General features: G+C 45.1%; 16 protein-coding genes. 9 read left to right on the top strand and 7 right to left on the bottom strand.

Features of this window, described 5'->3' with window-relative positions:
• The first annotated feature begins 139 nt into the window (after positions 1-139).
• Positions 140-1,402, top strand: coding sequence for a hypothetical protein (locus tag H6F98_RS24415; protein WP_192221320.1), 1,263 nt, complete (start codon positions 140-142; stop codon positions 1,400-1,402).
• On the opposite strand, the gene H6F98_RS24410 is transcribed toward H6F98_RS24415, so the two are convergent.
• The 4 genes from H6F98_RS24410 to H6F98_RS24395 all read right to left on the bottom strand — a co-directional run bounded on the left by H6F98_RS24410 (position 1,368) and on the right by H6F98_RS24395 (position 3,575).
• A complete protein-coding gene (locus H6F98_RS24410; RefSeq protein ID WP_242058682.1) occupies positions 1,368-1,577 on the bottom strand; it encodes a DUF5615 family PIN-like protein in 210 nt (69 codons plus the stop codon). The genes H6F98_RS24415 and H6F98_RS24410 overlap by 35 nt on opposite strands.
• A 161-nt stretch (positions 1,578-1,738) precedes the next feature.
• Positions 1,739-2,380, bottom strand: a complete 642-nt coding sequence (locus H6F98_RS24405) for a Uma2 family endonuclease (protein ID WP_192221323.1) — start codon at positions 2,378-2,380, stop codon at positions 1,739-1,741.
• A gap of 119 nt (positions 2,381-2,499) precedes the next feature.
• The gene (locus H6F98_RS24400) at positions 2,500-3,180 is read right to left on the bottom strand and encodes a hypothetical protein (RefSeq protein WP_396813237.1); all 681 of its coding nucleotides are present in this window, start codon (positions 3,178-3,180) and stop codon (positions 2,500-2,502) included.
• 152 nt (positions 3,181-3,332) lie between these two features.
• Positions 3,333-3,575, bottom strand: a complete 243-nt coding sequence (locus H6F98_RS24395) for a helix-turn-helix transcriptional regulator (protein ID WP_192221319.1) — start codon at positions 3,573-3,575, stop codon at positions 3,333-3,335.
• An 11-nt stretch (positions 3,576-3,586) separates the two neighbouring features.
• Here H6F98_RS24395 and H6F98_RS24390 point away from each other — a divergent pair, with 11 nt between their 5' ends.
• The 4 genes from H6F98_RS24390 to H6F98_RS24375 all read left to right on the top strand — a co-directional run bounded on the left by H6F98_RS24390 (position 3,587) and on the right by H6F98_RS24375 (position 5,963).
• The gene (locus H6F98_RS24390) at positions 3,587-3,829 is read left to right on the top strand and encodes a hypothetical protein (protein ID WP_192221318.1); all 243 of its coding nucleotides are present in this window, start codon (positions 3,587-3,589) and stop codon (positions 3,827-3,829) included.
• 125 nt (positions 3,830-3,954) lie between these two features.
• Complete coding sequence (locus H6F98_RS24385) at positions 3,955-4,476, top strand: hypothetical protein (protein WP_192221317.1); 522 nt, start codon at positions 3,955-3,957, stop codon at positions 4,474-4,476.
• 102 nt (positions 4,477-4,578) lie between these two features.
• Positions 4,579-4,734, top strand: a complete 156-nt coding sequence (locus H6F98_RS24380) for a hypothetical protein (RefSeq protein WP_192221316.1) — start codon at positions 4,579-4,581, stop codon at positions 4,732-4,734.
• A 20-nt stretch (positions 4,735-4,754) separates the two neighbouring features.
• Positions 4,755-5,963, top strand: coding sequence for a family 10 glycosylhydrolase (locus tag H6F98_RS24375; RefSeq protein WP_192221315.1), 1,209 nt, complete (start codon positions 4,755-4,757; stop codon positions 5,961-5,963).
• Here H6F98_RS24375 and H6F98_RS24370 read toward each other — a convergent pair.
• Genes H6F98_RS24370 through H6F98_RS24360 form a run of 3 tightly spaced genes read right to left on the bottom strand, consistent with a single transcriptional unit; the run spans position 5,960 to position 7,863 of the window.
• Positions 5,960-6,274, bottom strand: a complete 315-nt coding sequence (locus tag H6F98_RS24370) for an N-formylglutamate amidohydrolase (RefSeq protein WP_199348883.1) — start codon at positions 6,272-6,274, stop codon at positions 5,960-5,962. The genes H6F98_RS24375 and H6F98_RS24370 overlap by 4 nt on opposite strands.
• A gap of 43 nt (positions 6,275-6,317) precedes the next feature.
• Positions 6,318-6,908 (bottom strand): HAD-IIIA family hydrolase, encoded by a 591-nt coding sequence (locus H6F98_RS24365; protein ID WP_192221314.1) that lies wholly within the window; start codon positions 6,906-6,908, stop codon positions 6,318-6,320.
• Positions 6,901-7,863 (bottom strand): glycosyltransferase family 9 protein, encoded by a 963-nt coding sequence (locus tag H6F98_RS24360; RefSeq protein WP_192221313.1) that lies wholly within the window; start codon positions 7,861-7,863, stop codon positions 6,901-6,903. The genes H6F98_RS24365 and H6F98_RS24360 overlap by 8 nt, the downstream gene beginning before the upstream one ends.
• 69 nt (positions 7,864-7,932) lie before the next feature.
• On the opposite strand from H6F98_RS24360, the gene ispD reads away from it, so the two are divergent.
• From ispD to H6F98_RS24345, 4 genes are all read left to right on the top strand, one after another.
• On the top strand, positions 7,933-8,619 hold the full coding sequence (gene ispD, locus H6F98_RS24355; protein WP_192221312.1) for a 2-C-methyl-D-erythritol 4-phosphate cytidylyltransferase: 687 nt from the start codon (positions 7,933-7,935) through the stop codon (positions 8,617-8,619).
• A gap of 114 nt (positions 8,620-8,733) precedes the next feature.
• On the top strand, positions 8,734-8,835 hold the full coding sequence (locus H6F98_RS34665; RefSeq protein ID WP_396813230.1) for a MerR family DNA-binding transcriptional regulator: 102 nt from the start codon (positions 8,734-8,736) through the stop codon (positions 8,833-8,835).
• 7 nt (positions 8,836-8,842) lie between these two features.
• Positions 8,843-10,480: an IS200/IS605 family accessory protein TnpB-related protein gene (locus H6F98_RS24350; protein WP_192221311.1), complete on the top strand. Its 1,638-nt coding sequence runs from the start codon at positions 8,843-8,845 to the stop codon at positions 10,478-10,480.
• A 47-nt stretch (positions 10,481-10,527) separates the two neighbouring features.
• Complete coding sequence (locus tag H6F98_RS24345) at positions 10,528-11,274, top strand: SGNH/GDSL hydrolase family protein (RefSeq protein WP_192221310.1); 747 nt, start codon at positions 10,528-10,530, stop codon at positions 11,272-11,274.
• Positions 11,275-11,439: the final 165 nt, after the last annotated feature.

Genomic DNA, 11,439 nt, shown 5'->3' with positions numbered 1-11,439 from the left:
GTTGCTCGGCTTTCACGAGTTAATTCATGCCATGAATCAATTTCAACCTTTTTTTCCTGATGGATAGTTTGGCTTTCTTGTTACTTCGTATTTCGGAGAGTGACAGAAGAGGGATATAGTTAACTCATATGCTTCTTCGTTGCTCTCAGATAGCAGAAATCAAGATCCCGGTACTTTAGAGAACAATCTTGAACGAATTGTCTATAGATATGAGAATTCCTACAAAAATCCTGGCGAAGCTGTTGAGCCAATTGAAATACCAGATATAAGTGAAGTTCGAGATGCATTTGAGGAAATTTGCACAAGTTTAAATATAGATAGAATTATTATATTTTTTGATGAAGCAGCCCATGTCTTCAGACCGGAACAGCAAAGACAATTCTTCACCCTGTTCCGTGATTTTAGATCTCCTTACATTTCATGTAATGCCGCTGTTTATCCCGGAGTCACACATTATGGAAACTTTTTTGAACCAACACATGATGCCACTTTTAAGCAGATTGAAAGGGACATTTTAGAACCGGATTACCTTCACATAATGTGGAAAATGTTTTCAAAGCAGGCAGATGATGGAACGAGAATAGCATTAGAGAAACAGAGAAATTTGTTCAATACACTAGCCCTTTCAGCAAGTGGCAATCCCAGAATCTTTTTCAAAACTATCTCTAAGTGTAGCAAAGTTAATGTTTCCGAGGTAGAGTCTGTTATCAGAAACTACTATCGTGCTGAAATATGGTCTGAACATACAAAACTAGGTGAGAAGTATACAGGACATAAAACTTTAGTTGATTGGGGCAGAAATTTTTTAGAAAATCAAGTTTTACAAGCAATTCATAATAAAAACCATTGGCAAATTAGTAACGGGAAAGAAGAGTTAACTGTATATTTCTGGATTCATAAAGATGTACCAGAAATGGTTAAGGAAGCACTTCGGCTTTTGTGTTACACAGGAATAATTAGAAAGATAGATGATGGTGTAAGAAATAGCCATTCAAAGATCGGAACTCGATATGAAATTAAGTATGGTTGTGTTTTATCATTAGACTCAAACCCTCAATCATACTCTGAAATTCTTGGTAGAAATTTAGATATTAGAAGAATTAACGAGTTTGGAGCAAATCATTCTGCCTACCAAAGCTTACCTCAACAGAATCTTCGTGAAGTTCAAGATGAAGAAATTGCGGAGACGGTTAGAAAACAGCTTTTGCAGGACATTAATGTACTCGATTTAACGGATTGGCAAAAGGAGAAGCTTAAAGGTGTAGGGGTAATTACGATTGAATCCTTGCTATCGCTGGATGAAGAGTATCTGATCAATAAAATTTATCAAGTCGGACCTATTAGAGCCAGAACAATGAAAAATGCAGCTATTGCTGAACTTTTAGAATACCTATCTGGATAGTTTTATAGCAAAAGACAAAGTGCATGAAACCACGATGCAAGCGGCAAAAATCACCAATATTGAAGCTATAGATGACTCGTCCTTGCTCTGTTGCCCAAATCAGTTGATCTTCATCGGGATACCCCAATCTGCCAGCATCCGCAACTGTGACAACATTTAGACTTGCATTCCGCAAAGCTTTTATCAGTGCAGTGTTAATGGTGTCTTCATCCAGATAGAAGCTCTCTCTGACTCACGATCGCCTTCCCGCAAGATATTCGACTTCGAGGCGATCGCATTCGGCACGAGCAAAGCTGATCGCACAGTCTGGATGTGGAAAATAAACGGTGCGATCGCTCAAGCTTGAAACTGGGACAACAACCAAGCACTCACTTTGCCATGATTCATTTGCCGACTACGCCGAAACGCTTCTTCTAAAACCGCAATGTTTAAACCTGGAAGCACCTGGGACTGGTCAATTCTACGACTGCCTCGATTCTGGATCTCAAACGCGATTACCTGAACATTTTGCACATCAATAATCCAATATTCGCGCACTCCAAGTGATTCGTAGAGTAGACGTTTCTCACCTTTGTCATCTGCCAAGGAAGAATAAGCAACTTCGATCACCAGATCAGGGGGTGGGTAGGTATCGAGGTCTATGATGGTTGCATCCCAAGGCACTGTTTCTGCATTAGCACCTAGATAAAACGAGACATCCGGTTGCGCTTCCTGATAGCCTGTCTTGCGGTAAGTGCAGTTGTCGTGACCGTCCAAATCAATGTTTCGAGTACTTGCAAAGAGTGCGATCGCAGCAATAACAATAAAATGGTCACGGGAATGGGGGTTACCAAGCGCAGACATCTCCAACCTCATGCGTCCGTTATAGTAGTAGCCTCTGGCTTTCTCATAGGCTGGATCGCTGATCGCCTGAAGGTATTCGTCCCAGGTAGCATTCACCCAGGTATCGGTTGGCAGTTTTGCTTGTAGTTGGCTCATAACAACCATGATTGGCTACCGCTTACTGACATCTTAACCTAGGGGCGATCGCACACTCTGAATGTAGAGAATAAATGGTGGGAGTGCCGCACCCATACCTACATACAGCCAGACCCAACCTACGCGATCGCTCCCTCAAAATAAATCCTAAATGGTTCAGCGAGAATGCCTAATATTTGATTCAACTGGGTAATGAAATATTCAGTTAAATCAATTTTAACCACTTGGTTTTCTAACATTATAAACTTCCAGTTAGTTCCCGTTGAAACTGCACCATACACCACTGGCTGTTCCAGTCCTTTACGAGCATTAAATATTTGGGCAGCAACCATTTGAGCTACGCATTGTCCTAACCCAATACGAATATCATTATCTTTCGCTTCAACCAAAGTTAAGACAGGAGCAGTAACTAGTGATTGATTGCTTGATGCACTTAAAATAAAATCACAGGCACCCGTCAAACCTTTTGCTTCGTCAACATTAAATGTATTGCCCGAAAAATAACCAATTTTATTCTTAAACATCCGTCTTACTTCCAATAAAATCGGAGTAATAATTAATTCAGACCGAGCTTTCTCTGTACTAATACTTGCCGCTAAATCTAACGTTTCATCCAGCGTTTCCTTAAGCCGTTGAGAAGGTTCAATGGGTGTCACCTGACTAAAGAAATGAGGAATATCCTCGACTGTTAATCCGAGGGTAGAAACGGCTTGGTCAATCGTTTTGAAGTCACTGTATGACATATTCCCAGAGTTAGCAGCACTTACAACGCTACCATAACCATTTTGCCAAACCGACATCTTGCACCATGCCCTCAGAATGGAATTCTGGGGCTATACAAACTAAGTCCGCCTGCGCGGACTAACCAAAAATCATGGGTGTTGTAACCTGCGGAGGCAGGTTTTGTTTGTGTAGCTGCGGTTTCAACCGCCAGGTGCAAGATATGAACTTCTCAGTCGATGTCATCAGGTAAGTCGTCAATCGACATTCCAGCTTGTTCTAAGAGTTCTTTCAATCGTTTGATTTGTCCTAGAGAAAGCTTCAGTTGGTGTGCGCCTCTTTCATGATTGCCAAGCGTCTTGCGGGTTATTCCCAAGTCGCTAGCGAATTCTTCTTGAGTCATCCCTAAACGCTCACGCACTTGCTTGAGACTGGGTAAATTGGGGTTGCTATTTGAGTTTCTATCGTCTACCATCTTACCTAGCGATGGGTAAAGTTTACCCATTGGAACATAAAAATAATGGGGAAACGCCTAGAGGAAGTTTCCCTGTTTCTCTATCGGTAGTTTCTCATACCAGGCAAGTCCGCCAAGAGTTAAAACTCTTGGCTCATAGCTCAAGTCCACTCAAGTGGACTGAAATTTTGGTGGATGTGTGGAGTAAGGAGGTGATGCCTAGACGATTATCAAAAAATTACCAGCTCGTACTGTTTCAAGTCTTCCATGAGTAAAGGGCGATCTGTGCTTTCGCAGCAGCGCTTCGCTATCGCGCCTTTGGCAAAGTGTACGCGGTAAGCGAAGCCATGCCGTTAGGCTTATCGCCCCTCTCTAATTAGTAATTACAAGAATCATAGCAATGAAACATTCACAATGGCTTCGCCTCAAAGCTGATGCGGACAGGATTGTTGCGGCTTTAAGAGCCGACGGTTTCCAGTGCCGTAAGCACACACACCGCTTGTCTTGGCATTTTCGCAAAGGAACAGTTTCCTATACCCTGGCTTGGCTACCAGCGCCAGTGGGTGAATGGAGTTTATTACCGAATGATGGCACACCAGAGCGATCGCAACTTCTATCACAGATTCACTCTATATTGGAGCATCGGGGCTGTGGTCGGAGTGTAGAGACGCACCCTGGCACGTCTCTACAAGATTTTCCGAATAAAGGCGTTCAGCTTGGCTGTGCCGAAGGCGATCGCATTTGGAATCAGCAGAATTACCCTTGGACACTTGTGAGGCTCTTGCCAAACGCTCAACACTATACAGTAGCTCGCTTCTATAGCCGCGCCGAGGCTGAAAATCATAAACGCTTTCTGGCAAGGTGGATGCCAGCGGCAGAGTTCGAGATCATGTTCGATGGAAGTGTGACGGCGGATAATTGAGTCAGATCACCCCTTGCCGTAACGATAGGGAACGTGCCGCTCATCCACCACCTCAAACGCTAGATTACCCCGCTTCGCCCAACTCGTAGCACTACAATAGGGGTGCCTGTTTCAGGGAATGCGATCGCACCAATTACTCTAACCCTCACCCCTTTTCAATCGCCAGTGCAGCCGCAAGAAGCGGAAACAATGATTTTCCCGTTGAAGTTCAAAGAGAAGCTTTCTACTCCTGCGAGGAGTGGTTGCTGTCCGAGTTGAACAATCACGCGAGAGTTGCCATGCCACCTAAAAAAGAAAACAAGGGATGTGGATGTGCGAGTATTCCACTTTCATTAGTCCTAGTTTTGTTAGGTGTTGGTTATTGGGGCTTTAGGCATCTAGATATTCTAGGTAATCTAGATAATTTAGGTATCAGCCAATTTTTACCAAATAATCAACAACCAACCACTCCCAATTTGACTCCGGTGCCGACGCCGCGTGTACCTGTTGCTAATTCTCCCCTGTCACCAGTTATTCCAACTGGGACACCAACAACCAAACCACAAGTTCCATCATTAGCCGTAACCCCGAAGAAATCACCATCACCTCAAACTCCTTGGGAGAAAAAGGAAATCAGGGGAATTTATTTAAGTCGGTATCAAGCAACTAATAATGCTAGCGAACAAATGATTCGCGAACGAGTTCGTTATTATCGCCGTCAAGGAATAAATACAATTATTCATGGAGTGTGGGGCAATGGTTGCACGATGTATAACAGTGATGTTATGCAGCAAACATTTGGATACAAAAGCTGTCCCAACCAATTTCAAGAACAATGGTTAGATTGGTTGATTGATGAGGCGCACAAGCAGGGAATGCAAGTTCATGCCTATTTCGAGAAGGGGATTAAAATCGATAAAAATAGCCCAATCTTTGACGAAGCAATTTCTAAACGATGGCTCGTGCCTGGGGTCGATAAAACCTACGCTGGTATTGAGCATTATGTACTGGATGTGGAGAACCCAGAGGTTGCTAATTTATTCAAAAAAATCTCAGTAGAGTTCGTCCAAAAGTATCCAACTATTGATGCAGTTCAGTGGGATGATTACCTAGGCTATCATGCTGATTTACCCGGCAAAGTTGATCGCACGACCCATTTGACTAATTTTGTGCGGCAAATGAGAGCTGATATAAAGAAAGCTAATCCAAGGGTAAGTTTTGACCTTTGCCATCATAATCCTTATTGGGGTAAACGTTATTTTGCGGCGGATTGGCAAAATTGGGATGTTGATCGAGTTTTCATCCAAATTTATAACGATGCTAACTTTAACCAAGAGCTAGGTTATGCCGAAAACTATGCAGGAGTAGCCATTTCAGAAGAGCAATTGTATCGCTTAAAAGAACTGGTTAATAACCCCAAAATCAAGAGTATTTTAGTGTTTCCCACATCGGGAAAACCCGAAGAGACGGCTGCTTCGATCCAAAAGTTTACCCCAATGAGTAACTAGTGCAAGAAGGCGCGCCAAACGGATAGACCACAAGAATCTTCGAGACTTAGGTAGACAGCTTGCTCTCTTGGTCGATTGAGGTCAAACTCAAAACGCGATCGCTTAACAACAATCTGCGTATCAGCAACTGTTGTCCACATTGCCGTGAAGGGGTCTTCTTCACGAGTGCGATCGCTTTCACTCACAGCTAGGAGTGGAGCCACTTCCGCTCGAATATCATGACCATCATGAAGTGCTACAGCGACCAGAGGGCCATTCCCCTCCGTCCAAATCCAACTGGGTTGTATCACTTGTGTCCCAACAACTAACACTAATAATCCTCAATAATCCCCCTTTGCTGCTCTAGGCAAAAGCTTATTGTGTTTCCATTTGTTGACAAATCCATTCAACGGCTGCTGGTAAGTCAGCGGCAATATAATCCGGACGAGTATGGTGCTGGTACTTGCCACTGAGTACATCTTCACCAAAACCAGTTTGCACTAGGATTCCCGTACAACCAGCATTGTGCGCCATATCCACATCAGTCGCCTTATCCCCAACCATAAAACTCCGGCTTAAGTCCAAATCATGATCCCAAGCCGCCGCAACAAGCATCCCAGTGTTGGGCTTGCGCCAGGTACTCCAGCGAGTAAAGTCCGGGTTAGTACCTCCTGCCTGAGGACTCAGATAGGGACAGTAATAGAGAGCGTCTAAGTAAGCGTCTGCTTCCGCTTTTAGAAGTTGGCAAAGGCGGTGGTGGAGGGCATCAACATGCTCAACGGCATAATACCCTCTCGCTGGTCCCGATTGATTGGAAACCAGCGTACAAAACACCTGCCGCTCATTCAGTTGCCGCACTGCCTGAGCCGCACCGGAAATTAACTGTAAGTCCTCAACTCGGTGGAGATAACCTGCTTCAATGTTCAGGACACCATCTCGATCAAGGAATACTGCTGGTTTAGCCACGCCAAATTTGCTCTAAGACAGCTTCTGGTTTGATATCTTTGATCGCTCCGGTTGGGGATTGCACGGCAACACATTTATCACTTTCTGGGAGAAGTTTTTTCGCATCGGTTGGACCAAAGAGGGCAATCGTGTAAGTCCCAACAGCAACGGCTAGATGCATGGGCGCACTATCTGTACACAGCATCAAATTCGCCCCAGCAATCATTGCTGCCAATTTACCAATATCTGCTGGTGAGGTAACTTTCAAATCAGAGCGGGATTGCATCATGGTGGCAATCAATTTGGCATCTTCGGGACCTTTAAGCAGCACGATGGGGAGTTGTGGTTGTTTTTGTTGAATGTCGTCAATGATTCGTTGCCATTGCTGCACTGGGTAAATCTTGTCGATGCCTTTCGACTGAGCGAGTTGGCTGGAACCGCCATGAATGAGAATGTAACCCGTTTCTGTAATTCCCAAGCGTTTCTGTTCTGCCTCTGCCCAGTCAATATCTGGCTTAGGAAGCGAGAGGGATAGTTCTGGGCAGGGGGAGTCGAGTCCAAACCCTCGGATGAGGTCATGATACATACAGGCGGCATATTGCTGAGTTGTTAGCGGCACCGTGCTGGTAAAAAACAACTTTCCAGCATTGGCACTGTAGCCAATACGGGTAGGAATGCCACTCATCCAGAGCAACAGTCCGGTTGACCAGCGGCGTCCTAGGGTTAGTGCCGCATCGTATTCGCGATCGCGGATGATCCCCAGCAAGTTGCCAAAGTCCGCAGGGCCGTTGCGGTCTTTAAAATCAAACGTCAGAACTTCATTAACAGAGCCTGAAACCCGATACGCCCCTTTAGCTCGCGGTTCCACAATGACATCGATGTCGGATTCGGGGTAGTACCGTTTTAGGTCATCGAGGGTAGGAAAGAACAGAATTTGGTCGCCAATTCCACCGGGCACAAGGGCTAATATTCGCATCTCAATTGATTGAGCGTATTTATCAGCTTAATTTTAAGGGAACATATACTAGCTAAACAGAGGAATATTGTGCATTTATTAATTCCAGCGGCAGGAATGGGGCGACGAATGGGAAGCGATCGCAATAAGCTTCTCCTTACACTATTAGGTAAACCCCTACTTACGTGGACTCTTCAAGCCGCTGAGACAGCCCAAACTATTAACTGGATTGGCATTATCGGACAACCTACTGACTATCCAGATTTTAAAAAGATTCTCGCTGACGTATCGCTAACCAAGCCAGTGGAGCTAATTGTGGGTGGGGAAACACGCCAAGAATCAGTTTACAACGGCTTGCAAGCCTTGCCAGCCACAGCCGAACGAGTGTTAATTCACGATGGGGCAAGATGTTTAGCGACGCCCCAGCTATTTGACCGTTGTGCCACTGTCCTTTTAGATTGTCCGGGTTTAATTGCTGCTGTGCCTGTAAAGGACACAATTAAAGTGGTGAATGAGACGGGAATCATTCAAGATACACCTGACAGAAAGCAGCTATGGGCAGCCCAAACTCCGCAGGGCTTTGAGGTGAAACAATTAAAGCAGTGTCATGAGCAAGGACGTAACGGGGGTTGGGAAGTTACGGATGATGCCGCGCTGTTTGAACGATGTGGGCTACCTGTAAGAATTGTGGAGGGAGAGGAGACGAATCTCAAGGTAACGACACCAGTGGATTTGGCGATCGCAGAATTCATCCTCCGCCAACGTCTCGGCTTGTAACTACTTTGAAAAATCTACCCTGTCAACCCGTCACCAATGGTACTAAATCCTGCTGCGTTCTAGTAAGCATTTTCTTGGACTATCCTAGACAAAGTTGTACAGAATGTCTAAGATATGCGACTCCACGAATTTGCCAAGCGAGTCGGCGTAAGCGTTAAAACCCTCTACAGATGGGATGAAAATGGAAAGCTCCTAAAATTAGAGAAACACATTTAATGTTGACATGGCTCGTCGTCACGGCTCTCAAGTAGGGATTGAGTCGAAAATCGAATATCATGCAACCCTTGAAATCCTTGGCGAAAAATACGAGTCATGGAGAAGAACGGCACTTTCATGGCTTCAGTTAGGACTAACCGAAGACGAAGTAGAAAAGCGCCTTCAATCTACTTTTGATATTGACTGGGCATGGGCAGATAGTATTGCGACAGAGGCTAAGCAGTGTCTTGACCAGCTAGCAACAGCCAAAGAACTCAATATTGCTCGAATTAAAGAGCAGATAAAGAAAAAGCTCAAACGAGCTAAAGATACTCTCAAGGCTTTAGAAAAGCAGTTAGCTACTGCGAAAAAGAAAGGTTTTGCTAACCAGCAAGAATCAGACAAGTTTGCCAAAACATTATTAGGCTTAAAGTCTAAGACCCTTAAGATTGAGTCACTTAAGCGAGACGTAACGTCTCTTGAGTCTAAGAGTAGACTACATATCTGCTTTGGCTCTCGCAAGTTATTTAAAGCCCAACACCATCTAGAAGAGAATGGGTACGATTCACACCAAGAGTGGAAAACCGACTGGAGAAAGAAACGTTCCGGTCGGTTTTACTGTGTCGGCAAATCCCAATTAGGCGGTGGGACAATGATGAAGGTATTCCCTCTAGATGACAACGGGAAATATCGGCTCAATATTCGCATTCCTCGTTGTCTCAGGGATGAGCTAGGGGAGTATCTAGATTTAACCTTTGAGGTTTCCGACAGGGACGGTCGAACCCGAAAGGGAGACTTAAACTATGCTCTCTTAATGCAAAAGCCCATTACGACCCAGGTGTTTCGGAGAGAGCATAAAGACGAGACTTGGTATGTACATCTCACTACCTATGTACCAGAAGTTCCTCTCGCTCACACTCTTGAGAACGGGTGTATTGGCATCGATTTCAATAAAGACCATATCTCGATCGCTTATGTGAAGCGAGATGGGAATATCGGTTATGTTCAGGAAATGCCTTTAGTGTGGAAGGGACTAAGTACTGGACAACGCCAAGCTAGGATGAGGGACATTGTTGTTGAAGTCGTAACCTTAGCTGAATCCCTCAACTGTGCCATCGCCATTGAGTCGTTAGACTTCTCAAAGAAAAAAGCCTCTATGAGTGAAGAAAGCAAACTCTACAACGAAATGCTTTCCAACCTCAGTACTGGCTTGTTTAGAACATCGTTGGAATCCCGATGCCGACGCTTTGGTGTGGAACTCATTAAAGTCAATCCCGCCTTTACCAGCGTTATCGGCATGATTAAATTCATGGCATTGTACGGGCTAAACAGTGGCACATCTGCCGCTATGGTAATTGCCCGTCGCGCCATGAATTTAAGCGAAAAAATACCACAAGGCTTGGCAACACCAGAGGATGAAGCCAAGCCTGTATGGAGCGCGTGGAATCGTGTAGCGCGATATCTCAAACTACATCGTATTTCACGAACTCGACTTTTTCGATGGACGAAAGCCCTTGAGGGTATCCTCACCTCGCCTCCGAGTGGGACGGAACATCAACCTTCTTCGCCAGTAAGCCTTGAAACGGGTGAGTTACCAAATCCTCGCCAGTCACCGAAGGGTGAGGTTAGACCAAATGGCAATGTCCAACTTTGTCTAGATTTTTAGAAGGTGTCCAGAGTACGATTAAGCTAAAGACTCATCGTGAGTTCCTTATGATACGGCTCAAGTCGAACTTGAACCTCTTCATTCGCAGATTCATCCTGCCAACTTGTTTTGCCGGAATGCTCTTGAGCGTTGCCTGCGCTCCCACTCGGACACCACAAGCCGCGCAATCTCAAAATCCAACGCGCATCATGCCAATTGGTGATTCAATTACGCAAGCGGACAGCAATCATAACAGCTATCGCCGTCCGCTCTGGATACAGTTGCGTCAAGCTGGTTACAACGTTGATTTTGTTGGGTCAAACCGAGAGCATTTTCAGGGTTCTGCTCCCCTGTCAGACTTTGACCAAGATCACGAGGGACACTGGGGTTGGCGAGTAGATGAAATATTAAAGCAAATTGATGCCTGGGTTCGCACCAGCCAACCCGACATTGTGCTGATTCATCTTGGGTCTAACGATATTATCCAAGGGCAAAGCCTGGAGAGTACCATCGAGGAGCTTCGGCAACTGATTCAAACGCTGCGTAAGGTTAATCCACGCTTAAAGATGCTAATCGCCGAAACTATCCCTTGTGGGGAAGAAGCGCAAGTTCAGCAGCTTAACAGGCTGATCGTGAATCTGGCACAGGAAACTAACACCCAGGAGTCACCTGTCATTGCGGTGAATCAGTTCAGCGGTTTCAATCCAGCGATGGGTAAGGACACCTACGATGGTTGCCATCCTAATGAATCGGGTGAGAAGAAGATTGCCAATCGTTGGTTTGCTGCTCTCAAAACGGTGCTTCCATCTCCGTGAACTACTTTGAGATGCATGATTCCTCGCCTCAGCAACTGACTACTGACAAACACAGGACTTACGCAACTGTCACAATCTATGGCGTGGCATAGCCGTATTGCCGCGTCCAACAACTAGACGATAGACATGAGAATATCGGGACGTTTGAGTTGCTGAACTAAATAA

This window comes from Microcoleus sp. FACHB-SPT15 (assembly GCF_014849525.1).
Classification (GTDB): Bacteria; Cyanobacteriota; Cyanobacteriia; order Cyanobacteriales; family Coleofasciculaceae; genus Symplocastrum; species Symplocastrum torsivum.
Note: the sequence above shows the minus strand (reverse complement) of the source record. Positions and strands in the feature narration are given on the sequence as shown.